This window comes from Arthrobacter pullicola, from assembly GCF_014836875.1.
GTDB classification, from domain to species: Bacteria; Actinomycetota; Actinomycetes; order Actinomycetales; family Micrococcaceae; genus Arthrobacter_B; species Arthrobacter_B pullicola.
Map to the genome: position 1 here is coordinate 180,077 of NZ_JACSQC010000002.1, position 25,140 is coordinate 205,216.

The window sequence follows — 25,140 nt, forward strand, 5'->3', positions numbered from 1 at the left end:
ATTCGCTGATTCAACGGGCTTACCCCGCGGCTAACCCCGGAACGCCAGAGACGGCAAACGGTTCTGCGCCACCTGAACGTCCTGCACCTGCGACGCCGGAACCACCGTCCAATACACCCCGGCATCGGCCTTGTTCAGCCCCAGAGCCTCGGCCCGGTCCGCGTTATGCCCGGTATAAAACAACCGATAAACCTGCCCTTCCTCGCCCTGGGCAACATCGGTGATCCGGAACGGCTCGCCCTGCCACGAACACGTCGCCAGCAGCTCGTAAAAGTCCTGGATCTCCCCCACGCCCACCGTCCGTCGCCAACACCCCTTCGGAGTCTGCTCAAAGCCCTCCACCCCGGGGTCCGACGTGGCGGCCAATTCAACGCCCCTGCCCTCATCCACCAAATCAGCACGGAAGACCTGATCCCGCCACACCGCAGACCAGCCCAGAATGTGCGACGGCGTATGCACGCCAGGCCGGGAAATGCCCGACGTGCCGGCCACACCCCAACCAGTGGCCACCTCAAAATAAACCGCCAACAGTTCCTCAGGCGCCCCGGCCCGGATCCGCCACAACTCCGCCCCCGGCGGAATCGCACACTCATCCAAGAAATACACCGGCACCACACCACCGGACCAGTCGGCGAAACCCGTCCCCGTAAACGGCGGACGGTCCACAAACTCCGGACCCACAGCATCATGCACATGGATGGACAACGGCACCTGGAACCGCAGCACATCAACGTACCCCGCACTCCGGTCCCACAGGGTACCCGGGAAATCCAGACCATGAACTTCAAAAAGGTCCTCCGGCGTCCGGGCATTCACCGCGTCGCCGGCGTTCACCACAAACCCCGAAACAGTGTCCCGGTTACCACCCACCAGGAACTCAACCTGCGTGGGATTTAAAGCCTTCTGAAAAAACGTCATGTTTAGTCTTCCCCCTGGATTACAAACGTTGGATCGCACTGACGGATCAGCTGGCGTTCTTCCGCCAATAAACTTCGGACCGGACGTTGAGGACCATGTCAGCTGGCAGCCAACCAAAAACCGGCTGACGCCCTACTGGCTCGTCCTTAGCAAAAGGGTGAAACCCGTGTTCCTTCAACAGATCCATTTTTGCCTCGGCAGAGAAACCTGTCCCGGCCACCACTGCCAGATTTCCGTGAGCGTCCTCCGCCAGGACTTTCACTACATGTCCTGGCCTTAGCTCCCCCGAGGCGCGAACGGCGTGAACATCGGTCACCTCATCTGGAGGGACGCCAAGCGTGTACGCGATTGAAGGCCGTGGAAACTCATTAGGCTGCTCATGGGTTTTCCACTCAGGACCTGGGCGTTCGCCTCCTTCCTGGACCAGGTAGATGAGTCCGCGTATCGGAGACGTCGAGCGAAGCTCGTACTCTCGCCCCTTCCACATGCCGTAGTCACCACTTAGTTTCGTCCCATCAGCAGTCCACATAATTACAGGCTAATCCACTGACGGTTTACCAAATCGTAGATGCCCACCAATGCCTCGTTGCCGTTACGGTCGATACGCCACATTTCGGCTCCGTCCTGAAGGGGGACACCGTCAGGAGCTGCGAGTTCCGGGATAACGGGAGTGTGTTCCACCCTGCTACTGGGCAATCCAAGACCGTTGTTCGGCCATGCTGCGGAGTCACGCCTGGGGTGGCCGTCCTCATGTATGAGGCCATCCTCCCGCAACCCGTCTGCCTCCTGCATTTCCCGATCCCGTGCCGTTGAAGCTCCAGCTGCGTCTCGCTCAGCTTCTCCGGCCCGGTCACGCCGAAGCTCCTCCACCCGGGCATGATTTGGACTATCCGGGATCACGATCCCGTCGGAAACTTTCTCATCGACCATGAAGCGCACGGCATAAACTTCCTCCGTCTGTCCCGCCCTGAACGGCATATTTACCGGTTGAATGGCCACACCATCTCGGTCCAAACTCATGTAATCCAACCGGAGGCCAAGGATGATCTCGTCGACTGTACGAAGATCTGCTGCGTCGGAAGCCTGCGAAATGAATCCGCCCATGCTGCCGCGGTACTTCTCAGGGCCTGTATTGGCGAGGACTGGAGCGGCGTCGTCGGCACTGTAGACCTTCTGGAACGGTTGGTTCACGTCGCCTGTGCCCAGCAGGTGCCGGACATCATGGACAAGGACGGCCTGGGCATCAGTCAGGTCATAGTAGTAGCGGGTAGGGATTCCCCGCAGTGCGTTTTCCAGCGGGCTGACACCTGGGCGAACCGGGCCCCGGGTCTCAGCGTCGAAAGCCCTCTCCAACAGATCCGCGACCTGCGTCTCCACAACATTCGGGGGCAGTTTCCCGTCCGGTCCGCGCAGCGCGTCCAGCGCCTGAAACTCCGCCGGTGAAAGATGGGTGGCCAGGAACCCGTCCGGGTCCTTCCACGTCACGGGATCCAGGGACCGGGTGAGCTGGGAAATCTGATCGTTCCGGGTCGAGACCGTATGCGTACGGTCCCCGAGGTCCACCGTCTCCGGACGGCCATCGGCGTCATAGTGCACAACGGGCTTGGGGGTAGGAGCACCGGGTGCCTCCGGGCCGTCCGGCCCGACTGCGGAGGAATCAGCACCTTCGGTACCCTCACCGGTCCGCGTGCCACCGGGAGCTTCATCAACAGCAGCCGCGCCGGGCCGCACGTCGTCAGTCTCGCCCTTGACACCGGGGCGGGCATCGTCGGCATCAAGGTGAGCCGCGGGACCCGGAGTCTCGGTGGTCCGGTTGGCCGGGGTGAGGTCCTCCGGCACGGCATGGCCGGGCGTGCCCGGTTTCCCGGCGGTGGTGTCAGCATCAGTGCCGTTGCTGCGGGCCGGGGCCTCCGGGGCAGAACCCTTGCCGCTTCCGGGCGCTTCTGCCTCAGGAACGGTGTTCCGGACCGGGGCCTCCGGTGTCTTCGGCGCACGCGTTGCGTCCGGCGTCGTTCCGGCCGTGGCACCAGGCCGCGTGGCGTCCGGCGTCGTGGTTCCGGATGTGGAACCCGCCCCAGTATGCGTCGCCGCAGCCCCCGAAGACCCCGAACCGCCACCGGTCCGGGCCGGAGGCGGTTCCGGCGTGAACGCCATCACCCGCGTACTGCCGCCACCCCCGGCACCAGCCAGCGCCGGAGTTCCGAAACGACTATTGCCGGCATTCGCCAGCGCGTCGTCGACCTTGTTCAGCGCAGACTTACCGGAATCGATCAGGAACTGATCCGCCGCCTGCCACGCAGCACCGACCTTCCCCACTGCCACCTTCGAGGTATCCACCACGGTGGTGATCGCATTGATCTTGAACGCCTGCGCCGCGTCCGTGACCTTCACCGTGACTCCGGCAACCTTGCCGATACCGGTGGCATTAACGACGGCGGACACCTTCCCGCTGGCGTTCGCCACGTCGCCGATCTTGCCCGCCACCGAGCCGACCTTCGCCGTCGCACCTGCACCGGCCGTCAACAGGATCGACGCCAGATCAAAGGTGGTGGCACCGGCCGCATACGCGGGATCGGTCTGCCACTCATCCCAGTGAATCGCCGCCTTACCCACCGCCAGCAGCTCCTCGCCGGCCTGCTTCACCCGGTCTCCGTTGCCGCTGGCGTGCATCGCCAACTGGACCACAGGGCTGGTCACGATCGCCGCGTTCAGCGCCAGCGTGCCAAGGCCCTTCCAGGTCTGGGCAAACGCTTCACCGCCACCCAGTCCCACCATGTTGCCCAGGCCGGTCACCGTCCCGGTGACCCCGCTCCACACACCCTTGCCGAAGGATGCCACGCCGTCCCAGGCGTCCCGGTACCAGGGCTTGTCCCATTCGGTGGGCTGGCCCCACGGCACGTTGCCTTCCACCGCAGCGGCGTCCAGCTGTTCCCCGCTGAAGCCGAACTCCACTTCGCCGGTGCCGGCGCCTTCTTCGGTGGTCAGCACATACTTCGGTCCGCCGTAGATGCCGCTGATCGCGTTGGCACAGACGCGCTGGGCTTCCTGGAGATCCGAGTACAGCCGGTTCAGGTCCCCGATGATGTTCTGCTCGGCCTGGATCAGGCCTTCGTCGTCATCCCAATCGTCTTGGCTGCGGCCCCGGGTCCGGGAGAAGAAGTTGGCTGCGTCGGCTTTGACTGCACTGAGCCGGGTCTTCAGCGAGTCCACGGTGTCCGCGTAGGCGAGCACCGCGGTATTGACCGTGCCGGCGTCCGTCACCAGGCCTTCAGCCGACGTCGTCACCGGTGCGAAGGCCGAGTACACCACCTCGGAACCGGCGATCTCATACACCGAAGGCGTCTGCAGCCGGGACCAGGCCGCTGCCGAGTCCGCTGCGGTTGTGCTGACCTCGCCCACAGAGCTGACCAGGCCCGCGGCGGCGGTGCGGATCGCTTCGGGATCAGGCAGCACGGCCTCAAAGGCGGCGATGTCGATGCTCATGGATTCCCCCGGGTAAACAAATGAAACAGGAACGAGACAGGTCAGTACGGACGACGGCGGCCAGCTTAGATGGGCTGCGGACCCGGCCCGTAGTGGGCTGCCGGCTCGGCGGACGGCGGCGGGTCATCGGCTGCCGCCTGGGCGGCCTGCATTGATGCTTCGCGGGCATCGGCGTCCATCTGTGCATCCGCTGCGGTAAGGATGCCCAGAACGGTGTTCACTGCATTCAGCGCGTTTGACGAGCGTCCCGCGATGTTCGTGAAGGCAGGGTTAATGATCTTTTCCGTCAAGGCACCCAACTCGGCGCTGACCGGTTCGGCCAGGCAGGCCGCGGAAAGCTCTGAGAGCCGCTCACCGACAGCGGTAAACTGGGTGCCGTAGCCCTCAAGCAGGGGTGCCACTTCCTGCAGCACCCCTGACACAGCCTCCGGGCTGACGTTGTAGCTCATCTGCTAGCCAATGTTCGCCACGGCGCTCTTGGCGCGGGATCCGGCGCTGGAGGCGGTCTGGTCATTAAGGTTCAGCGTCTGCTTGACCAGGGCAATGATGTTGCGGGTCTCATTGGCGGCGTTCCGGAAACGGTTTTCCACCGCCTGGTACTCCTCGGAGACGCCGTCGGCCTGGAAGTCGGACATGGCCGCGTTCACGGCCTTTTCACGTTCGCCGATCAGCGACTCCAGCCGGGCGACAATGCTCTGGATATCGCCCTGCACGGCGGCAGAAGTATCGGTGTCATAGCTCAAACGATCCTGGGACATGGCAATTCCTTTCGAAAACGGTTGGGAAGGGGCTTAGCGCGAAGAGCCGAAGCGGGCGGCGTCGAAGCTGGCCGCACCCTGCTGCTGCGCTGCGTTGTCCGCGGACTCTTGGTCACCCATCTGGAAGGACCGGTCCATCTCGGACTGGCCCATCAGGATCGCTGAGAGTGAGCTGTTGAGCTCATTCGCGATTTCATCCGTGCGTGCCTTGAACTCGTCGAAGCGCACCCGGCCCTGACCGTTGAACTTGCCCTGCAGCGGCGTCACCGCATCCATCAGGTTCCGGACCAGCTGGCCCAGGTCTTCGTTGGAGTGTCCGGTCTGCTGCGTGAGCGTTCCAAGGGTCGAGGACCCCATATCGAATTTCATGTCAAACCACCTTCGGCACCTGCGTGCCCTCGTCCGGTCATTCCCCCCGCTGCCGGCCGGTCCCGCAGTTGCCAGGCCGTTCCGCTGAGCGGTACTCCATCATCCAATCGGCCCGCCTGTCCGCGGTCAAGCGGCTGGCATGGGCAGAACTACCCATGTCAGGAGCCTCTGCCCGGACTGCACCTTCCCGGGATAGTCCCCGGACCATGTAAGGATATGTAGCGTACTTGTTATCGGGGGAAGGGGGACGCTGTGGCGAGCGACTACGACAATCAGCTCATCGAGTCCGTCACGGTACGCCGGAACCGGCTTTTGACCGCCCTGCTTTACGGCTCGAATCCCAACGAGCGGCGCTGGGCAGACACCGTCAAGCTCTTCCTCTTCAGCATCGCCTTGGCCGCGCTCATAGCTGCCGTGTGCGTTGGGTATTCGTTTGTCACCAATCTGCTGGAACAGAACCGGGCCAAGCAGGCTGAACAGCAGCAGGGCAGCGCGTTAACTTACGGCGCCGAAGCGGCGCTTGAATCCGATCCCCATCTAAGCATCGAGACAGGAGCCTGGCCGTCATGGCGCATGCCTATACACGGGTGACACTTGTTGGTCAGCAGCGGCATCTAGATCTGCTGCTGCCCTCCGACCAGCCGGTGGCCGGGCTGATGCCGCAGGTCCTTGACCTGCTGGAAGACGTTCCCCAGACGGACGTGGCAGCGAAGGTTCTGGTGGCTGCCGACGGCCGGGAGCTGTCCCCCGAGCACACCCTGGACGAAGCGGAAATCCTGGACGGCTCTTCCCTGCAGCTGTGCAGCGCGTCCTCCGCTCCCCCGGCTCCGATTGTCTATGACGTCACCGATCTGGTGGTTTCGGAGACCGAAGAGGTCTCCGGCCGCTGGAACCGGCGGTGGAAGGACGCCACCGGCGGGGTGTTCGCTGCCTTTAGCCTCTGGGCCGGAGCGGAACTGCTCACCCACGCGCTGGCACCACACTCGGCGTGGTGGCTCCTGACCGCCCTCTCGGTGCTGGCCGCGGGGACCGGAATCCTCCTGGGGCGGCGCGCTCCGGCCTCTGCCGTGGGCCCGGCAGTCCTTGGCGCCGGCTGGCTGGCCGGAACCGGTGCTGCACTGCACGTCGCCGGTCTCATCGGCGCGGACGGACAGGGCCCCGGCGGCCAGGACGGCTACGGGTACGCCGGACTGCTGTTCGCAGCGGTTTCCGCCCTCATCCTGCTTTCACTGGGTGCCGCGAACCGGCGGCCCAAGGCCATGTATACCGGGGCACTGGTCCTGGGACTGGCCACAGCCGTCTGGGTGGGCGCGGTGGCCGTGGCCCCCTCCCCGGTCCACGCAGCCGCCCTCGCCTCGATCGCCGGTGTGCTGCTGCTGGGCCTGCTGCCGGGACTGGCTCTGTCCGCCTCCGGCCTGGCGGCGCTGGATGACCAGCGGGCCAAGGGCGGGCAGGTCACCCGTGTGGACGCACTGTCCGCGGTTGCCGCCGCTCATGGCGGACTGGTCGCCGGCACCGCTGCCGCTGCGGCATCGGTGGCCGTTGGCCTGTGGATCCTGGGCACCGACACCGAATTCCAGGTCTGGTCGCTTCCGCTTCTGGCGGTGCTGGCCCTGGCCGTTTTCCTGCGTGCCCGGTCCTTCCCGCTGGCACCGGAGCGCCTGGCGCTGTACGGAACCACCGCCGTCGGCCTGGCCGCTTTGGTCATCGGCGCCAGCCGGTACTTCGCAGCCACCCCCTGGGTTCCGGGGGCCGGTGTGCTGCTCATCGCGGCAGCGCTCTGGCTGGCCCTGGCCCTGGAAATTCCGGATCATACCCAGGCACGGTTCCGGCTGGCGGCAAAGCGGCTGGAAACCCTGGCGATCCTGGCCTCGGTACCGCTGGCAGCCGGCATGTTCGGGATATTCGCGCAACTGCTGGAGAGCTTCTAGATGACTTCCACCGATCCCGGCGCCGGCTTCGGCGCCCCGGCCCCCGTCTCGCCGGACGGCTTTGAGTCCACGCCCCAGCGGCTGCGGCGCACCCTGCGGACCCGCCCCGCTGAAGGACCGGCACGCCGCGTTTTCCAGCAGGCTGCCGACATGTTCCGCGGCGACGATTACCCGCAGTCCCTCGCCGAAGCCGCAGCCGGGGTGCAGCAGCCGGTCACCACCGGCCGCCGGATCGCAGTCATCGGTTCCCGCGGCGGTGCCGGGCGCACCACGGCGGCCGCCCTGCTGGCCCGCACCTTCGCCTCGCTGCGGGCGGACGCCGCCGCGGCCGTCGACCTGACCGAAGCCGGGACGCTGGCCCTGCGGCTCGGCGCACCGGAGGCCCCGCCGCTGGACGCCGCCGCGGCCCGCCTGGGGCGCACCATCCCCGGTTCCCTCGCGGATCTGCGCGGCTTCGTCACCTCCCCCGGGCCGGAGAACCTGCTGGTCACCGGACGCCGTGCGTTTCCCGGAACGCAAACCGCAACGGACGACGACGCCCTGCACCTCTCCCGCGTCCTTTCCCGCTACTGTCCGGTCACCCTGTTTGACTGCCCTCCCGGGCTGGGCGGGCTGACCGGGCAGCGGGACCAGGTCCGGTGGGCGCTGCAGGAGGCGCATCTGGCGCTGTACGTGACCCCGGCCAGCGTGGCAGGGCTCGACGACGCCGCCCTCGCCGCGGAGCTGTGGCGCCGCGATCCGGCGCTAACGGGAGTTCCACTGCTGGTGCTGCTCACCCGCACCTCGCCCCGCAGCCCGTTCAACCTGGCCGCCGAGGCCCGGCGGCTGAGCCGCAGCGGTGTGGATACCGCCGTCCTGGGCTACGACGCCCACCTGGCTGCCGGCGTCGAAATCCAGCCCCGCCTGCTTTCACGGGCAGCCCGGCTGCAGGGCACCCAGCTTGCCGCCCATGTTCTCTCCGCGGCCTCGGCTGCACCGGGGATGCCGGCCCGGCCCGCGGCAGCCCGCCGGGCGGACACCGGGTCCGGAACTGGCCGCAGGGCACGCGCATGAGCGTCAAGCTGCTGCACCGGCCCGCCCGGACCACCCCGCCTGCCCGCAGCATGGAGGCGTTCACCCTGGACGCGCCGCCGCAGATCGAGGGCGGCAAGGGCGGGATGAACATGATGTCGCTGGTGCCGCTGCTCGGCGCCGGCGTGTCCATGACCGTGATGATGCTGTTCCGTGGCTCCCCGCTGGCCGCCGTCGGGGCCCTGATGATGATCGTGACCATCCTCGCCTCAATCGTGATGATGGTCAGCCAGCGCGGCAAGCAGGGACGGGCACGGCGCGAACAGCGGGAAAACTACCTCGAATATCTGGAACGCTCCCGCCGGACGCTGCGGCTGGAGGAGCAGGAAGCCGCCACCGTGGCACGGGCAGCCAATCCTCCGCCGGATGCCCTGTTCGACATCATCCGCAACACCCACCGCATCTGGGAACGCCGCCGCCACAACGAGGACTTTTTGCACACCCGCTTGGGTTCCGGCACCCGCCGGCACCGGGAAATCACGGTCATGGATGCCGGTTCTGCGCTGGCCCGGAATGACACGTTTATGGCCACCGAACTCGAGATCCTCAAGCGCCGCTACGAAGCCAGCCCGGACCTTCCCCTTACGGTTCCGCTCGACGGCGCCGGCAACGTCAGCGTGGTCGGTTCCCGGGCCTTTGTGCTGCAGGTGGCCCGGCTCCTGCTGCTCCAAAGCAGCGCCTTCCATTCACCAGAAGACCTGCACCTGGCCGTCGCGGCTGGCGGGCAGGCACGCGGGGACTGGGAATGGGCCACCTGGCTGCCGCACCTGGCCGACCAGGGATCCACGCACCGCACCGGTCCGCTGCGCCGGCTGGCTCCGGACATGGACACCCTGGCCGATCTGCTGCAGCAGGACCTGACCAGCCGTTCCAGCCTGGCCGCTGAATCCCGCAAGAATTTCCTGCGCGGCGGGATCGGCACCGCGCTGCCGCGGCTGCTGGTGGTCTCGGACAGCTACGGCCAGCTTCCTGCCGAGCTGCCCCTCCCGGACCGGCAGTCCTCCTCCGGCCAGCTCGGCATCACCACGCTGCACCTCGCCGCCGAACGCGGCCAGGAACCCGGCGAGGTGGCGGTCCGCATCTCCGAAACGGCCACCGGCTTCCGGCTGGAAAATTACCGGGTGGACCCGGTGGAACCGCGGGTGGAAGAAGGCACGCTGGATCCGCTGCCGCCGGCTCTGGCCGAGGCGCTGGCGAGGTCCCTGGCACCGCTGCGTCTCTCCCCCGATTCCCTGGAGCACGACACCGCCGGCAGCTCCGAAGGCTTCCTCGGGATGCTCGGGCTCTCGCCGGCCCTGGACGAGGCCGATATCCGCCGGCTCTGGCAGCCGCGCAGCGAAGTGGACTTCCTCCGGGTACCGCTCGGCGCCGACGACCGCGGCCGGCCGGCACTCCTGGACCTGAAGGAATCCGCGCAGTTCGGCCACGGGCCGCACGGCCTCTGCGTCGGCGCCACAGGCTCGGGTAAATCCGAGATGCTGCGCTCCCTGGTGGTCGGCCTGCTGGCTACCCATCCTCCGGAGCTGCTGGCCATGGTGCTGGTCGACTACAAGGGCGGCGCCACGTTCGCGCCGTTCGCCGACGCGCCGCAGGTCACCGGCGTCATCACCAACCTCTCCGACGACGTCAGCTTGATCGAACGGGTCTACGCCAGCCTGTCCGGCGAAATCCAGCGCCGGCAGGAAGTCCTCAAGGACGCCGGCAACCTGGCCAACATCACCGATTACCAGCTGCACCGTCAGCACCGCATGGCCCAGGGCGAAGACGTTGCGCCGCTGCCGCACCTGGTGGTCATCATCGATGAGTTCGGCGAGCTGCTCACCGCCCGCCCGGACTTCATCGAACTGTTCCTCTCGATCGGCCGGATCGGACGCTCCATCGGTGTGCATCTGCTCCTCTCCAGCCAGCGCATCGAAGGCGGCAAGCTCCGCGGCCTGGACACCTACCTCTCCTACCGGATCGGCCTGCGCACCCTCTCCGAGTCCGAATCCCGCACGGTACTGGACACCCCGGATGCCTTCCACCTGCCCCCGGTTCCCGGCTTCGGGTATCTCAAGGTGGATACCACCACTTACACCCGGTTCAAGGCCGGTTACGTTTCCGGTCCGCTGGAGGACGCTGCCGCGCCCGCCCCGGAAGACGACGACGACGCGCCGCCGGTACTTCCCGTGCCGCGCTACGCGGCCGTACTGGACGACGCCGCCCAGGCCCAGGCCGCGGCACCCGGCGCCGCATCGACGTCGTCCTCGAAACGGACCACCGGTCCCACGGTGCTTTCCACGCTGATGCAGACCCTGTCCCGTTTCCCCCGTGCCGTGGACCCGATCTGGCTGCCGCCGCTGCCCCGCGGGCTGGCGCTGGACACCGCTGCCGGCGGAGTGCTGACCACCAGCCAGGGCCTGCGGCTGAACTCCGGCGGCAACCTCTCCCTTCCGATTGGCCTGCTCGATGACCCGGCCAAACAGTGGCAGGGCATCTGGACCCTGGACCTCGCCGCCAACGGCGGGAACGCGGCAATCGTCGGCGGCCCGTCCACGGGCAAGAGCACCGCGCTGCGGACCATCACCACCTCCCTGGCCCTGACGCATTCGCCGTCCGAAGTTGGCATCTACGCCGTCGATCTGCTGGGCAGCTCCCTGCTGCCGCTGGAAGGCCTGCCACACGTCGGCGGCGTCGCGGTGCGCACCAACCGGGAAGTTATCCGCCGGACGGTCGATGAAATCCTGGGAATGCTCACCCATCGGGAACGGATCTTCGAGAAATACCAGATCGATTCCCTGGCCACCCTGCGCAGCCTGTGCGCCCAGGGCCGCATTCCGGAACTGCCCAGCGCTGACATCGTCCTGGTGCTGGATGGCTACGGACAGCTCTCGGACGAGTTCGAGGACATCGAGAAGTCCGTCCACGCCCTGATCAGCCGCGGCGGCGGGTACGGCATCCACGTGGTGGTCACCTGCTCCCGGATGAATGAGATCCGGATTGCGCAGCAGAGTTTCTTCGGGAACCGTATCGAACTGCGGCTGGCTGATCCCGGCGAATCAGCGCACGGCCGCAAACTCGCCGAAGCGCTCAGCCCCGGCACTCCCGGGCGGGCCCTGACCGACCGGAAGCTGCAGGGACACCTGGCCCTCCCCCGGATCGACGGCAACCCGGACGACGGCTCCGCGGTCCAGGGCACCCGCGACCTGGTGGCCGCCGTCGCCGCTTCCACCGACGGCCGGGCTATGGCCGTGCGTGTGCTGCCCGCCGTTGCTCCCGCCGATCCCGGCGCCGTACCTGCCTTCCCCGGGCTGGTTCCGCTGGGCCTGCGGGAGACGGATCTGGGCACCGAGACCCTGGACCTGCAGGGCCGGGAAAATCACTTGGTGGTGATGGGCGACGACAGCTCCGGCAAGTCCAATGTCCTGAAGACTCTGATCCGGACGCTGGCTGCCCAGCACAGCGCTGAAGAGATCGTCTTCGCGGTCTTTGACCCGCGGCGCGCGCTCACCGGCGAAGTGGCGGACGATTATCTGGGCGGTTACGCCACCAGCGCCGCGCTGGCCGAGAAACTGGCCGGCGCCGTCGCCGCTGAACTGGAAAAGCGCGTCGCCGCGACACCGGAGGAAGTGGCCGCCGCCCCGCGCGTCGTGCTCATTATCGACGACTACGACGTCCTGACTGCCGGCGGGTCCTCGCCGCTGTCCCGGCTGACCCCGTACCTGCCGCTGGCACCGGAAATCGGTCTCCACGCCGTCCTGTCCCGCCGCGTGCGCGGAGCCAGCCGCGGTATGTACGAATCGTTCTTCACCGCCCTGCGCGACTCCGGCAGCGCCACCCTGATCCTCTCCGGCGACCGCACCGAGGGCGCGCTGATCAACGGAGTCCGGGCCCGCACCCTGCCACCGGGCCGTGCCCAGCTCATCCAGCCCGGCCGCCCGGTGCAGATGCTGCAGCTGTTCCTCAACGATCCGGCGGACACTTCTACTGCGGCAGCATCTGTAGGGAGCGGACAGTGAGCATCCGATGGACAATCATCAGCGTTCAGGAGCCGGACCAAAGGCTGGTAGTTGAGGCGCTGCTGGAGACGCTGCCGGAGAAGAGCATGCGGGAGGCCGCTGAGGGCCAGGTGATCGAAATTATCGACGGCGGCCGGGTGCAGCTGTTGATCGAGCTTCCGCGGCGGATCCAGGTGCCCGGCGAGATCCTGCGCCTGCACCGCGGCTCCGAGGTCAGCGCTCCCGCCGGCTCCGGAATCCCGGCGTTCTTCACCGCCGAAGGAACCGGATCCGCGGAGCCGCTCTGGTGGCTGGATGTGTACGCCGCGGGTGGAGCGCCCGACGGCGGCCCGCTGGCCGACGCGCTCACCCAAGCCATTGCCCGCCGCACCACCGGCGTGGTCCTCCTTCCGGATGGAGTACGTTCCTGATGCACGATTCCGCCTACGATTTCCTGACCCCGGCCACGGCCATGGTGTTCTGCGACCAGCCGGTGGTGGGCCTGAGTCCGTGGCTCACCCGCGCCTACGCCGGCGCGGTGGAAGCCGGACGGCGCTTCGTGGTGCTGACGCCCTCCACATCGTCGATCACCCTGCCGTTGTCCGCCCTGCTGGACGGCCAGACAGCAGCCTGGATGGCAACCGGCGCTGACGGCGGATTCTTTGACGCGGTTACCGGCCGGGCCCAGGCATGGGACGGGGACGGTCTACGTCCCGGCGACGCCGTGGCCGATGACTTCCTCTCCGCGGAACGCCTCCAGAGCGCGTATCTTCATGTCCGGGCCAGCGTGTTCCATCCGGCCTCCCACACCACCCGCGCCGGTTCCTTCACCGCGCGGGTCTTCGAAGCGGTGACGGGGTCGGCGCCCGTCGGCTGGGGACTCTACGAACCGGTCAGCGAAATCTGGGACGAAGCCGCTTTCTCCGGGTTCTGCCATAGCCGTTCCCCGCGCAGCACTCGGCTGGTGGTCCTCGGCGCTGCTCCTGGCAGGCCCGGCGCCCCGGGGCAGGCTGCCGGTTCGGTCGCCGTCGTCACCGTGGAGCGCACCCGTTCCGGTGTGCTGGAAAGCCTGGAGCTCCTGGCCGAGGCGGAAGCTCCACTGGTAGAGGCTGCGCTCGATGCTTTCCTGGCGGCAATGCACACTGCCCGCGCCCGCAGTGCAGTCCTGGCCTACGGGCTGGGCTACACCTCGCTGGCCCGGCCGGCCCGGTTCACCGGCACTGCTGTCCCCGGCTGCGCCCTGTTTGGTCCCGAGTCGCTGGCCGGAATGTCAACGCAGTCGGCTGCCTCGGCGCATTCGGCCACGCCGGCGCAGTCGGCGCTGGCTCTGGCCGGGCCCCGTGCCCGGCTCCTGGGCACTGCTCCGGCACAGTCCCTGGGCGTGCGGTACACCCTGGAACCCGTTCCGGGCGAGCCGCATCCGCTGGAAGCCTACGCGCGGCTGGCTCTGGAACTGGGCGGGACCCCGGAAGGACGTCCGGCGTAACCCGGTGGGTTCCGGGCAGGGACTGCCGGGTCCGGGGGTGGGCTGGGCTGGGCTGGTCCGGGGCGGTATGGGGTCGTGCGGGTCAGGTTCGGGTCGGCTCGGACTCGGGTGCGCGGTGCGGGCGGGTCCGGGTCGGTGCGGGAGCGGGTGGACCGGGAGCGTAGCGGGGCTGGTCGCGGTCGGGGCAGCTTCGTGTCCGAGTCGGGGCCGGGAGCGTAGCGGGGCTGGTCGAGGTCGGGGCAGGTTCGTGTCCGAGTCGGAGCCGCCGGGTCCCACCAACCGCGTCCAGGGCGATCTCTTCGGCGTGCCACCCATCGGCGTGCCGGGTGTAGGGCCTTTGCAAGCCCAAGATTCCCACAATTTGTGAGGAAAGTGCACTCATGGGACCACACAGGCCTCTTGCGTAACGCCGGCTGGGAAAACCGGGCACCACCGACGCCTAGTTCGGGCGAAATCCCTCCTCTTTGGGACAAATCGAACGCCAGGGGACTTCCCTGCCATGGCGCCGCGCAGGAAAGTCCCAATGCGGCGGGAATGTCCCAAATCGGAGGAAACCGTCGCCGCAGACCGCCGAGAACCCGGGTCTGTCGGGGACTCGTGCAATCCTGCCCACGGTTCGTGGCGAAAGTGCACTCATGGGACCACACAGGCCTCCTGCGTAACGCTGGCTGGGAAAACCGGGCACCACCAACCCCTAATTCGGGCGAAATCCCTCCGCTTTGCGACAAATCGAACGCCAGGGGACTTCCCTGCCATGGCGCCGCGCAGGAAAGTCCCAAAGCGGCGGGAATGTCCCAAATCGGAGGAAACCGTGCCACTAACCTGCCGAAAAGTCCCAAGTCGGAGTGAATTCGGCGGCCCCAGATGCGGCTCAGGGTCCGGCTCAGGGAGCCCAGCCACGGGGTCCGGCTCAGGGAGCCCAGCCGCAGGGCCCGGCTCAGGGAGCTCAGCCGCAGAACCCCGCCACAGGGCCCGGCACCGGTGCCGGGCACGCGGCACACCGCTCCGAAGTTGTCAGGCGATGGTGAAGTGGCGGTCCCCGAAGTAGACTGTGCTGCCGGTGGGAGCGAGCACCGGGCTGTGCGCTTCCAAGGCGACGTGGCGGCCGTCCGGAGCCACGACCGAGCTGCCGTTGGTGGAGTTCCGGTCCGTAACCCATAGCCCGGAGACGCCGTCCGCCTGCAGGTGCAGATGGGTTTTGGAGACCGACCGTCCCATATCGGCGAAGTCGATCAGCTGGTCGGCGCTCTCCCCAATCGCTGCCGCCGGATTGCGTCCCAGCAGTGCGGTCCCAGCGACACGTACCGTCGCGCCGTCGTCGAATGTCAGCAGGCGGCCGGTGCTTCGCGGACGGGAGACCACCCGGGTCATTTCGACGTCGTCCTCCTCATCACCCTGGTCCGGTGCAGGTCCGGCTGCTGCGGCAGGAGCTCCCAGCGCCGGAGCCGGGGAAGGTGCAGATCCGGGGGCAGCACCAGGTGCTGCCGCAGAAGCCGCCGCAGGTTCCGCCGCTGGACGGACAGGTGCGCCCGGAACGCTGCTGATCGGCACTGGACCCGCCGGTACCTCGGCTGCCGGCACCCACCCCGTACGCTCCGGCGCAGGAAAGCCTGCCCCGATGCGCGCGGCAAGATCATCTGCCGGGGCAGCTGGAGCTGCTGCCGACCGAACCGAAGCCGGGGCGTAAGCAGCAGCCGCCGCGGGTACCGAAGCGTCCGGCTGCTCCGGCCCGGGCGCACCGTGAATCCAGCGCCCGCCGGTAACCAGCGGATCCCTGCCGGCCCGGATATCCACCATCAGGGTGCGGGCGGCTTTGTCATGCCAGCCCTGCCTCCGGTGAGGGTGATCCCACAGATTGGAAACGGTCAGGATCCAGGGGCCCACCACCGTGGCCGCGGAAACGAGCAGCAGCAGGTTACGCACCAGGACAGCAGGAAGGCCCGGTGCCTGGCCGTCCTCGTTCACGGTCCGGAGGCTCAGCAGCCGGTTGCCCGGGGTCTGGCCGCTGCCTGCTTCCCAGAGCCAGGTCCACAGGAGATAAGCGGCTGCCCCCACCCCGCAGAAGATCAGGGCCAGCTGGCCCGGGACCCTCAGGACAACTAACGCCAGGACCAGAAGGGGAACACTGTCCACGGCACGGGCAGCCAGCCGCTGCCCGGCAGTAGCGTTCACAAGATTCGGGTTTGTTGCCATTACCTTCTTCGTTCCTAGCTGTATGGATTGCCGCTGCCGCCGGGCGCTGGAGCCGTCCCCGGGCCGCTAGCCTTCGGGTTCACCGCTCATCTGGTCGAGCAGTTCAAGATCTGCGGCCGTCACCAGCTGGGATGTCACGGCGTGCTCCACCAGGCGGGCACGGCGGTTCACCGCCAGCTTCCCGGGTCCGCCCCGCAGCCCGGCCACGCCGACCCGGTCCAGCTTCTCGCACACGTTGTCCAGCTTGCGGTTGAACCGGGTCTGGGACCAGCCCAGCCGGGCGGCGGCGTCGGCCGATGTCGGCAGGGCACTGTAGCCAGTACCGTCGCGCCGCAGCAAGGGCTCAGCCAGTGCCACGATCACCGCCCGCTGCGACTCGGTGAAAATTACCGGGCCAATAGTTGTTTCCCCCGATCCGGAGCCGTCCAGGGGGTCCTGGCGGAAGGCGGGGGTCTTGAGGTGGACGTCGAATTCATAGGTGGTGGGACCTGCGGTGAAGATGACCCTGGTCTGCTCGAAGACCAATGGGATCCTGGCGCCGGGAGCCACCCAGGCCTGCATGCCCCCGGTGGAATCGGAAATGGTCGCGGAGATGCGGCTGCCAATGTTCGTCAGCCACCAGATCGCATGCTCCTGGGAAATCGTCAGGAACTGCCGGTGGAGGTAGGGATTGTCATCGATCGCCAGATCCCCTTCACGTCCGATCCGGAACACCGTTCCGTCATCGGGTTCGTGCCATTCCCCACTGAAGTCGATCGCAAGATCCCCCAAGATCCTTCTCCTCATTTAATATTTCTCCGGCATTGGTCCGGCAGCTGCCGGTCCGGCGCCCGCTGCGGTCGGGTGCCGGCTTACGGAACAGCGGTGTCCCGGCTGCTCATCAGGCTTATTATGTCCCATCCGGAAGCGTCCCGCGGCAGGGACCATAATCGCCTAGCCGGTGCAGGCCGCCACCGGTTCAGAGGCGCGTCCGTTGGAACGCGCCACCTGGACCTCGATGCAGGCTTGTCCGCCGGCCGCTGGAAGGACTGCCTGCGGTTCCGCGGTCCGGACCAGTTCCCCCTGGCTGGTGGCGGTGACGCTGCGCCACAGGTAGATGTCGCCTTCCTGCGGCTCCGGGTTGGTCCAGGTGAACACGGTTTCTCCGGCCTCCTGCGTTCCGCGAAGGCCGGAGGGCGGCGCTACCGCTCCGTCGAGTCCGCCCAGGGCGTTCGACGGCGGCTGGGTGGGTGCCGGTGCGGCTTGCCGCGGAGCATCGCCGCGCGGGAGGAAAACCGCCAGCAGCACTATCGCCAGGACAACAACGACGGCGGCGCCGGCCAGTACGCGGCTGCGGCGGCGGCGCAGGGCCGTTGCCTCCGGCGTCGGGGACTCCAGCGCCGGATCTCCGGCACGCTGGGCCGCCTCCGGCGCCGGGCTTCCCGGTGCTGGTAACGGTGTTGGACCATTCGAGGCCAGCCCGGCAGCAGGTTCGGACCGTCCCTGCTTCCCGGATGTCAGGGTCCCGGCTTCCGGGGCAGTGGGCCGCAGAACAGTACCCTGCGGCCATTCCTCCGGCAGGAGTCCTCCCCCGGTATTCCCTCCGGTTTTGCCGGTCTCCGGCCGGGCATCAGGCCCGGCGAGCAGATGCTGGGCGCCCCTGAGGGTGGGCGGGAACGTTGTGGCGGACGGGTCGATTGAAACGACGCGTCGTACCCGGGTCTTGTCCTCGTCCTCATCCTCCGCCGGGGTTTGCCGCCCGGAGTCCTCCAAGACGGCGAACTCCGTAACAGCGAGGTTCAGTTCAGTTTGGGTGCGCTGCAGTGCCAGGGCGAAGGCGTAGGCGGACGAGTACCGGGAATCTGCGGACTTGGCCATGGCCGTGGCGAGCGCCAGCTCCAGCGACTCGGGCACGTCGCTGCGCCCGGTTGGCCGGAGCGGCTCAGAGATGATCCGGTCCAGCAGGTCCCGCTGGGTGTTGCCCCGGCCCGGCCGCATAAACGGCGAGCGCCCGGCAAGCAGGGTGTAAAGCGTGGCGCCGAGGGCGTAGATGTCCGCCCGGACCCCGTCGACGCGGGCGCCGGTGAGGGCTTCGGGCGGTGACCAGGGGATGGACATCCCCAGGTGTTCGTCGTCTTCGGCGTCCATGGTGCCGGAGATCCCGAAGTCGGTGAGGGCCGGCCGGTTGTAATCAGTGGTCAGGATGTTGGCGGGTTTGATATCGCGGTGCGCAATCCCGGCCCGGTGCGCGGTTTCGACGGCGGATGCCACCTGGATTCCAACCGCGAGGACCTCGGAGAGCGGCAGCCCTCCCTGCCGGTACCGGGCATCCAGGCTGGGCCGGGAGCAGTACTCCATGGCCAGGTAGGAGCGGCCTTCCGCGGTGATGTCAGCCTCGTAGATGGTGACGATATAGGGGTGGCTGGACAGCTGGGCCATCAGGTTGGCTTCAGCCTCGAAACTGGCCCGGGACGCTTCGGTGCGCAGGTCGGAGAGCAGGACCTTGACTGCTACCCGCCGGCGGGGCCTGTCCTGTTCATAGAGGTAGACGTCAGCGAAGCCGCCCGATCCCAGATGCTCCAGGAACCGGAACCCGGGAATCCGGGGCGGCGGAGCGGGTGGCCGTTTCTTCATGCCAGTCCCTCGAAGCGGATCGAGACGTTGTCACCCAGCTCGGCTGTGTCGCCGTCCAATAGAATCGCAGCTTCGCCCTGCGCGAGGCGGCGGGGCAGCTGCCCTTCCCGGATCAGCACCGTTCCGTTGGTGGAAAACAGGTCCCGGAGCATCACGTGCCAGCCCTCCAGCCGGATTTCGGCATGCGATCGGGAAATGTCGCCGCTTTCACTCGGCACCTGGACCATCCTGGGCAGCTCCGATCCCTGGACCCGCGAAGCGGAGGGCTGCCTGCCGATGATGACGTTGCGGTCGAGTTCGTACACCGGGCCCGTGGACAGCCGCATGGTCCCCAGGCTCGGCCGCGGTGCCGGCCGGGGAACACCTGTAATTACTGCCCCGCAGGCCGGGCAGGTGGCTGCCGTCGGTGGGTTCACATGCCCGTTGGGGCACTTCCGGGCCAGGACTGTTTGGCCGGTGTCGGTTGCAGGGGCTTTTCCGGGCCCGGCCGGAGAGGACACGCCAGCGCCGGACACAGCTGTTCCAGCCGGTGACGAGCGGATGGTTGCAGTGTCCTCTGCCTCATCGGCGTTGGTGTTGTCCGGCTGCGGGGTTCCAGGCAGCGCGGTGCCGGGCTGGGGCTTGAACCCCATGATCGTGTCACCGTCATGGTCATCGGAAACCGGAGGCAGGGTTTCCGTCGGCTCGCCCTCATCCGCGGCTGCCCGGGAGCCCGCCAGCGGCACGTCTGCCGAGGACACAGGCGGAGGCGTGAGTTTGAGCCACGGCACGGCATCGCTCAGGTCAGGGGCAGCGGAACGCGGTGCGGCCTGGTTCGATTCCCCGGTTCGCAGCGGGACCTCAGCGGTGGGCGGAACAGCCGCGGGCGGAACAGCGGCCGCGGCGGCGGATGACGTGCCGGCGGGAACGGCCGGGGGTACGGCGGCAGCTGGCGCTTGGCGGGGCGCGGCTTCCGGGGGCACGGCTGACGGAGCAGCCGGGGGTGCCGGGGGCACAGCTGCGGGGGCAGTGGGAGCCGCCGCAGAACCGCTGCGGGCGGCGCCGAGGTCGATCTCGAGCTGCGAAACGCTGGCCATACCGTCCCGCAGCGTCAGCAGCAGCGGCGGGCCAGGCAGCGGGTTACCGGCGTCGTCCGCTGTATCGGTGACCTTCAGGACCGCGTGCCCGGCAGCGGGCAGGACCTGCTCGCTCCAGGTGCGCAGGTGCTGCCCGGAGACCGCGGTGTTGCCGTCAGCGCTGGTAAGTTCCAGCGGTCCGCGCAGCAGTACGTGAGCCCGGCCGTCCACGGACACCAGTCCAAAGGGCGGCAACTGGCTCAACGAACCGGCCATCCCCCCGGTAATGGCTTCGAAGACGGCGTCCAGCGACGCATCGCCGGACAGGGCATCCCAGACGTCATCCACCCGGGCTTGTCCGCTGTCCGGAGGCAGCAGCACAAGGCGGGAATTCCGTGCCAGGGCAATCCAGGCCCCGGGGCGGTACCGCAGGCCTTCCATCACCGGCCGTTTTCAGCCGTTTCCGGGGCCGGTGCAGGCTCGGGCGTCACCGGTCCGGAGGCATCCGCCGCCAGTGGTTCCCGTGTGGCCAGTCCGGGCAGCGTGATCGCCCCGGAGTCCGGGTTGCTGGCTCCGGATTCGGCGTCAATCACCAGCACTGTCACGTTGTCCCGGCCGCCGGCGCGCAGTGCAGCCTGGACCAGCGCCGCACAGGCGTCCTGCGGATTGGGTACGGCGGAGAGAATCTGGAAGATGTGGCCGTCGCTGACTTCGCCGGTCAATCCGTCGGAGCAGACCAGCAGCCGGTCACCGGGTTCCACCGGAATGAGCCAGAAATCCGCGCTGGTGTCATTGCCCGTGCCCAGTGCACGGGTCACCACGTGGCGGCGTGGATGGATCAGTGCCTCATCCGGGGTGATCTGGCCGAGGTCCACGAGTTCTTGGACCTCACTGTGATCCACCGTGACCTGCTCCAGGACACCGCGGGACAGCCGGTAGGTACGGGAGTCTCCCACGTTGAAGACCAGCCAGTAGGGCTGGGAATCTTCCTGGACCAGCACTGCCCCGGTCAGGGTGGTACCGGCACGTCCGCCGGTTTCCTCACGGATCTGGCGGTCCGCTTTGGCCAGCAGTTCCTCCACCTCGGCGGCCGGAACCTCAGGCAGGTGCTCTCCGACGATCCGGGAGTCGCCCAGGGTCCGCACGCAGATGCTGCTGGCAACCTCGCCCGCTTCGTGTCCGCCCATACCGTCTGCGACGGCGAAGATCGGATCCGCGGCGATCAGCGAATCCTCATTCAGTTCACGTCTCAGGCCGCGGTCAGAGGCATAGCCGAAGACCGCCTGGAGTTCCAACGCCTCAGCTGTCGTTTCGTCGGAGTTCATTCACGCCCTATCCGGAAGCTGCACTGTCATGATGCGGCTGTAGTGATGTGCCTAACCTTCTCACCCATTACCCTAACGGACCGTCCCCTCATCAGCAGTGCTGCGGCGCCGGGTCAGGGCGGAAAAACCTGCGCGCCGGCTGGGTCACTTCCCAGCAGCCCGTGTCCCGCGCGGCCGGCCGGGGCCGGGCCGGTCTTCCCGGCGGCCGGCGCGGCGCCGATCGGTTCGCCGGTCCAGCCGGAGGGAGCGCAGCGAGTACCTGGCCCGCTGGCGCTGCCAGAAGCCCACAGAACCGTCCAGCTGGGCACGCAGCTTTTCCACCTCGCTCCAGTACGCCTGGACTTCTTCTTCGGCAGGGTCCCCGGGACCGAAGACTCCGGCATCCGCCCGGCGGGCCAGGACGGAGGTGGTTTCCGCTTCGGAAGGGAACGCCTTGCCCAGCACGGCGGCATCCTCCCTGCGGGTTTGCCGTCCGGTCAGCAGGACACCGTGGTCCGCGGCGGAACTGAGCACCTCTCGCCAGCCGCCGGCCACACGCTGTGCGGGTCCTCCGGTGTTCCGCCGTCGTTTCCTCCGCCGCCGCTTGAGCAGCAGGATCACCAGGAGCGGACCGAACAGCACCACCAGGGGCAGGGACGCCACGGCCAGCACCCGCAGCAGCCCCGAGACGGTCTGCCAGAGATCATCCTCCTTCTGCTCCGCGTCCTGTGGGTCGGCGGCAGTGTCCGGCGGGAGTTCAGCCGGTTCCTGCGGCGGCGGGGGCGGCTGCAGGACCTGCGGTTTCGGCGTGGATTTGGGCTGCTGCTGCGGCGGGACCGGTTCATTGTCCTCGTCCGGGGTGGGGAAGAACGGCACCCAGCCCACCCGGTCGAATTCGATCTCGACCCAGGCATGCACATCGTCGCCGGTGATCTCAATCTTCTCCGGCGCCGTGCCGAGGTCTTCCCAGTCCGGGTAGAAACCCATCACCACCCGGGCGGGAATGCCCAGCTTCCGGGCCATCAGCGCCATGGCCACGGCGTACTGCTCGTCATCCCCGACCATCTGCTCGGCATCAAGCAGGCGCACCATCCGGGCGGCACCGTGGCCGGGAAGGGACGGGGTCTCCCCGTCCTTGCCGTTGCTGAAGTACCCCTCCGTGGCGAGGATCTGCTGCAGCCGCCGCACCCGCTGGATAGGAGTGGTCTCCTCCCCCGCATATTCGGTGGCTTTGGCACCAATGATCGGCGGCTCGCCCTGCAGCCGCGGCTGCACCGAGTCGGCAAAACCGTACTGAGCCAGCTGCGCGTCGTCGTACTCCTCGGGGAACAGCACCCGGGTTTCATAGGTGTCGCCCTCACCCACCCCGGCGGCGGTCAGCAGCGTGGCGGACCCGGCGTCGTAATACAGGCCGCCGGCGATGTCCTGCCCGCGGTCACCGGTGGTGCGCAGCGCCTGGACCTCGCCGCCGGCCGGCAGCCACACACCGTTGTAACCGCTCAGGGAGAACCTCAGGGTAGCCTCGGTGCCCCGCGCAGAATCCGGGGCACCGCCGAGCGTTCCGGCATCCCCCACCCGGGCATATCCGCCCTCCGACTGCGTACTCACGTCATAGACCACGCCGTCGTAAGCGTCCATGGCCGCGAGCCGGACCCGCTGGCCCTGGGGCAGTCCTTCCACGGTGAACAGCGGAGTATCCGCGTTGTCTTTGACGTAGCGCCGGAAGTCGGTGAGCGGACTGGGGTAGTTGAACAGATCAACGGGAGGTTCGACGGCGTCGCGCAGCACCCTGCGCTCCGCGTCCACCCCGAGCAGCGGAGCGGCAACCAGCGATAAAGCGGCCGCACCGGCCAGAACCGCGGCGCCGTACGCTGTCCGCCGGATCCGGGCTGCCCGTGCCGGTGCACTGTCCAGGACGATCGATCCCGCGGCGCCGGCGGCCGCCTCCGCTCCGACAGCACCTCCCGTTGCCGCGCGGCGCTGCGCGGACCGGCGGCGGTAGGCCAGGAAGGCCAGGAGCCCGGCGGCGAGCAGGATCGCCCGGAACCCGGGCAGCGGGGCCTGCTTGGTGCCGAAGGCGATGCCGGCGGCGAACAGTGCCAGCACCGGCACGGCTGGCCAGTACGGCCGGCGGACCCGCCAGCACAGCAGTCCGGCAGCCAGCGCGCAGGCCAGACTGAGCAGGAGCGGAACCACCAGCATCCCGCCGGCCGTGCCCACCGGAGCAGCGACGGTCAGCAGGTCCTTCCAGGCGAACACCACGCCGAAAACCAGCACGCGCAGGGAAGCGAAGGTGGGCAGCACCCCTCCGGCGGACTCCACCGGAGCCGCCAGTGCCGAACCGAGCACCAGGTAGGTTCCTGCTGCCGCTCCGGCCGTTGTCCAGGCTCCCCAGCCGCGCAGGGTGGACGCGCCAGCCAGCAGCAGGCCCAGCACAATGCCCCCGATCCCGGCCACGAGGTAGCGCGGATCGGAGCCGAAGGTGGGCCCGAAGCCCAGCAGCCCGGCCAGGAGGAGCAGGGCCAGCGCGGCGGCTTCCAGTCCTGGCCGCAGCAGGGCCGGTCCCAGCAGGGTTGGGGCGGGAACCTTTGGACCGGTTTGGCGGGCGCGGTCCCGGCGGGGGGCGTCGACGCTCATGCGGTTCCCTTCCGTACCAGCGCCGGGAGGCCGTCAAGGTCGCCGCAGGACAGGACCGTCAGATCGGCGATCTCCCGGCGTCCAGGCTGCTCGCCCTCGGCGCAGCGCACGGCGAGGCAGCGGATGCCCGGGGCGATGGCAGCTGCCGCGGACCGCAGTACCGACGCGCTCACGGCAGTGCCGGTCACCAATATGACCACCGAGGCGTTGGGCACGGCATCAGCTGTCAGGGCCGCGAGTTCGCGGGTACCCTGCCGCCGTTCGGCGCCCGCCACCCGGGTCAGTTCATCCAGCAGGATCCGCCCGCTGCCGCTGCGCAGCGTTCCGTCCTGGGTCAGCACGGTGAGGTCCCGCTGTTCACGGATGGCCTGCAGTCCCAGCGACCCCGCCACGGAGACCGCCAGCTCGAAATCCTGCTCGGAGGAATAGTCAGCCAGGTTGGTGGACAGGGCCACGGCCAGGTGGGAACGGCGGGTCTCCTCGAACTGCCGGACCATCAGGGTGCCGGTGCGTGCGGTGGTCTTCCAGTGGATGTGCCGCCGGTCGTCACCGGGAACATATTCGCGCAGGGCGTGGAAGGCCACGTCCGCGGTGGAGAGTTCCCGGGTGGGCAGGCCTTCGAGGTCCTTGATGAAGCCGGTCGCGGTTCCCTGCAGGTTCACGGTCCGGGGGTGGACGAACAGGTCCACCGGATCGGTCCAGACCAGCCGCCGTCCCAAAAGGGAAAACGGATCCTGGCGGACGGATTCCACCGGCCCCACCACGATCACTGCGCGTTTCTGCGTCGGAATCCGGAAGAGTTCCTCGTGTTCGGCGCCCGGCGCCATGCGCGGCAGTTCAAAAACGGCGGTGGCCGCACCGACCGGCAGTTCCAGCGTGGCCGGCAGCAGCAGACGGCCGCCGGGGTTGCTGACGGTCAGGGATCCGACGGCGGCGTCCCCCACGGCCACGCGGGTGCGGGCCAGGTCCAGGCGCACTTCATAGGCCTGGCGGCCGATGATAAAGCCGGCGGCAGCAGCCAGCACCAGGGTCAGCAGGGCCGCTGCGATCAGCAGTTCCCGCCAGCCCAGCACTCCCCCGGCCAGCCAACACGCCAGTGCCAGCCCGGCCACGGTCCAGCCCAGGGAGGAGACGCTGCCCGAGACGGTGGATACGGCGCGGCTCACCTGCCCGGCTGCCGTACCCAGACGCTGCCGGACGGCCCGGGTCCAGGGCCCGCCGGCAGTGCCGGCGGCGGCGCGCAGGCGTGCGGCAGGAGCACTGGGCAGCGCCGCCCGCGCAGTGTCGGCGGCGGCGCGCAGGCGCGCGGTGGAGGAACGAAGGAGTGGCACGGTAAGTGCAGTCC

The 25,140-nt window shown here is 68.2% G+C and carries 18 protein-coding genes; 6 read left to right on the forward strand and 12 right to left on the reverse strand.

Annotation, left to right across the window (positions count from 1 at the left end):
• Positions 1 to 30 precede the first annotated feature (30 nt).
• The 5 genes from H9638_RS04240 to H9638_RS04260 form a co-directional block, all read right to left on the reverse strand.
• Positions 31 to 918, reverse strand: coding sequence for a hypothetical protein (locus H9638_RS04240; protein WP_191745966.1), 888 nt, complete (start codon positions 916 to 918; stop codon positions 31 to 33).
• Positions 919 to 1,449: 531 nt separating this feature from the next.
• Positions 1,450 to 4,401 (reverse strand): ICP22 family protein, encoded by a 2,952-nt coding sequence (locus H9638_RS04245; RefSeq protein ID WP_191745967.1) that lies wholly within the window; start codon positions 4,399 to 4,401, stop codon positions 1,450 to 1,452.
• Between the two features lie 65 nt (positions 4,402 to 4,466).
• Positions 4,467 to 4,850 carry a DUF6507 family protein gene (locus H9638_RS04250; RefSeq protein WP_191745968.1) on the reverse strand — a complete coding sequence of 128 codons (384 nt, stop codon included), beginning with the start codon at positions 4,848 to 4,850 and terminating at the stop codon, positions 4,467 to 4,469.
• Between the two features lie 3 nt (positions 4,851 to 4,853).
• Positions 4,854 to 5,159 (reverse strand): pore-forming ESAT-6 family protein, encoded by a 306-nt coding sequence (locus H9638_RS04255; protein ID WP_191745969.1) that lies wholly within the window; start codon positions 5,157 to 5,159, stop codon positions 4,854 to 4,856.
• Positions 5,160 to 5,192: 33 nt separating this feature from the next.
• Entirely contained in the window at positions 5,193 to 5,528 is a 336-nt protein-coding gene (locus H9638_RS04260; RefSeq protein WP_055240353.1) for a hypothetical protein, read from the reverse strand.
• Between the two features lie 252 nt (positions 5,529 to 5,780).
• Between H9638_RS04260 and H9638_RS04265 the strand changes: the two genes are divergently transcribed.
• Genes H9638_RS04265 through H9638_RS04290 form a run of 6 tightly spaced genes read left to right on the forward strand, consistent with a single transcriptional unit; the run spans position 5,781 to position 13,993 of the window.
• Positions 5,781 to 6,119 carry a hypothetical protein gene (locus H9638_RS04265; RefSeq protein WP_191745970.1) on the forward strand — a complete coding sequence of 113 codons (339 nt, stop codon included), beginning with the start codon at positions 5,781 to 5,783 and terminating at the stop codon, positions 6,117 to 6,119.
• Positions 6,095 to 7,459 (forward strand): type VII secretion integral membrane protein EccD, encoded by a 1,365-nt coding sequence (gene eccD, locus H9638_RS04270; RefSeq protein WP_191745971.1) that lies wholly within the window; start codon positions 6,095 to 6,097, stop codon positions 7,457 to 7,459. The genes H9638_RS04265 and eccD overlap by 25 nt, the downstream gene beginning before the upstream one ends.
• The gene (locus tag H9638_RS04275; protein ID WP_191745972.1) at positions 7,460 to 8,512 is read left to right on the forward strand and encodes a P-loop NTPase family protein; all 1,053 of its coding nucleotides are present in this window, start codon (positions 7,460 to 7,462) and stop codon (positions 8,510 to 8,512) included.
• Positions 8,509 to 12,528, forward strand: coding sequence for a type VII secretion protein EccCa (gene eccCa, locus H9638_RS04280; RefSeq protein WP_191745973.1), 4,020 nt, complete (start codon positions 8,509 to 8,511; stop codon positions 12,526 to 12,528). The genes H9638_RS04275 and eccCa overlap by 4 nt, the downstream gene beginning before the upstream one ends.
• Positions 12,525 to 12,938, forward strand: coding sequence for a hypothetical protein (locus H9638_RS04285; RefSeq protein ID WP_191745974.1), 414 nt, complete (start codon positions 12,525 to 12,527; stop codon positions 12,936 to 12,938). The genes eccCa and H9638_RS04285 overlap by 4 nt, the downstream gene beginning before the upstream one ends.
• Positions 12,938 to 13,993 (forward strand): DUF6177 family protein, encoded by a 1,056-nt coding sequence (locus H9638_RS04290; protein WP_191745975.1) that lies wholly within the window; start codon positions 12,938 to 12,940, stop codon positions 13,991 to 13,993. Before H9638_RS04285 ends, H9638_RS04290 begins: the two co-directional genes overlap by 1 nt.
• Positions 13,994 to 15,007: 1,014 nt before the next feature.
• On the opposite strand, the gene H9638_RS04295 is transcribed toward H9638_RS04290, so the two are convergent.
• From H9638_RS04295 to H9638_RS04325, 7 genes are all read right to left on the reverse strand, one after another.
• Positions 15,008 to 16,186, reverse strand: a complete 1,179-nt coding sequence (locus tag H9638_RS04295; protein WP_191745976.1) for an RDD family protein — start codon at positions 16,184 to 16,186, stop codon at positions 15,008 to 15,010.
• Positions 16,187 to 16,252: 66 nt separating this feature from the next.
• The gene (locus tag H9638_RS04300; RefSeq protein WP_191746334.1) at positions 16,253 to 16,957 is read right to left on the reverse strand and encodes an FHA domain-containing protein; all 705 of its coding nucleotides are present in this window, start codon (positions 16,955 to 16,957) and stop codon (positions 16,253 to 16,255) included.
• Between the two features lie 162 nt (positions 16,958 to 17,119).
• Positions 17,120 to 18,799 carry a serine/threonine-protein kinase gene (locus tag H9638_RS04305; protein WP_191745977.1) on the reverse strand — a complete coding sequence of 560 codons (1,680 nt, stop codon included), beginning with the start codon at positions 18,797 to 18,799 and terminating at the stop codon, positions 17,120 to 17,122.
• Positions 18,796 to 20,295, reverse strand: a complete 1,500-nt coding sequence (locus H9638_RS04310; RefSeq protein ID WP_191745978.1) for an FHA domain-containing protein — start codon at positions 20,293 to 20,295, stop codon at positions 18,796 to 18,798. The genes H9638_RS04305 and H9638_RS04310 overlap by 4 nt, the downstream gene beginning before the upstream one ends.
• On the reverse strand, positions 20,295 to 21,179 hold the full coding sequence (locus H9638_RS04315; RefSeq protein ID WP_191745979.1) for a PP2C family protein-serine/threonine phosphatase: 885 nt from the start codon (positions 21,177 to 21,179) through the stop codon (positions 20,295 to 20,297). The genes H9638_RS04310 and H9638_RS04315 overlap by 1 nt, the downstream gene beginning before the upstream one ends.
• A gap of 144 nt (positions 21,180 to 21,323) precedes the next feature.
• Positions 21,324 to 23,795 (reverse strand): transglutaminase-like domain-containing protein, encoded by a 2,472-nt coding sequence (locus H9638_RS04320; protein ID WP_191745980.1) that lies wholly within the window; start codon positions 23,793 to 23,795, stop codon positions 21,324 to 21,326.
• Positions 23,792 to 25,126, reverse strand: a complete 1,335-nt coding sequence (locus H9638_RS04325) for a DUF58 domain-containing protein (protein WP_318241778.1) — start codon at positions 25,124 to 25,126, stop codon at positions 23,792 to 23,794. The genes H9638_RS04320 and H9638_RS04325 overlap by 4 nt, the downstream gene beginning before the upstream one ends.
• Positions 25,127 to 25,140 lie beyond the last annotated feature (14 nt).

Coding starts and splice junctions, on each gene's coding strand:
- H9638_RS04240 (WP_191745966.1), bottom strand. CDS start 918: ATGACGTTTTTTCAGAAGGCTTTAAATCCCACGCAGGTTGAGTTCCTG.
- H9638_RS04245 (WP_191745967.1), bottom strand. CDS start 4,401: ATGAGCATCGACATCGCCGCCTTTGAGGCCGTGCTGCCTGATCCCGAA.
- H9638_RS04250 (WP_191745968.1), bottom strand. CDS start 4,850: ATGAGCTACAACGTCAGCCCGGAGGCTGTGTCAGGGGTGCTGCAGGAA.
- H9638_RS04255 (WP_191745969.1), bottom strand. CDS start 5,159: ATGTCCCAGGATCGTTTGAGCTATGACACCGATACTTCTGCCGCCGTG.
- H9638_RS04260 (WP_055240353.1), bottom strand. CDS start 5,528: ATGAAATTCGATATGGGGTCCTCGACCCTTGGAACGCTCACGCAGCAG.
- eccD (WP_191745971.1), top strand. CDS start 6,095: ATGGCGCATGCCTATACACGGGTGACACTTGTTGGTCAGCAGCGGCAT.
- H9638_RS04275 (WP_191745972.1), top strand. CDS start 7,460: ATGACTTCCACCGATCCCGGCGCCGGCTTCGGCGCCCCGGCCCCCGTC.
- eccCa (WP_191745973.1), top strand. CDS start 8,509: ATGAGCGTCAAGCTGCTGCACCGGCCCGCCCGGACCACCCCGCCTGCC.
- H9638_RS04290 (WP_191745975.1), top strand. CDS start 12,938: ATGCACGATTCCGCCTACGATTTCCTGACCCCGGCCACGGCCATGGTG.
- H9638_RS04295 (WP_191745976.1), bottom strand. CDS start 16,186: ATGGCAACAAACCCGAATCTTGTGAACGCTACTGCCGGGCAGCGGCTG.
- H9638_RS04305 (WP_191745977.1), bottom strand. CDS start 18,799: ATGAAGAAACGGCCACCCGCTCCGCCGCCCCGGATTCCCGGGTTCCGG.
- H9638_RS04310 (WP_191745978.1), bottom strand. CDS start 20,295: ATGGAAGGCCTGCGGTACCGCCCCGGGGCCTGGATTGCCCTGGCACGG.
- H9638_RS04315 (WP_191745979.1), bottom strand. CDS start 21,179: ATGAACTCCGACGAAACGACAGCTGAGGCGTTGGAACTCCAGGCGGTC.
- H9638_RS04320 (WP_191745980.1), bottom strand. CDS start 23,795: ATGAGCGTCGACGCCCCCCGCCGGGACCGCGCCCGCCAAACCGGTCCA.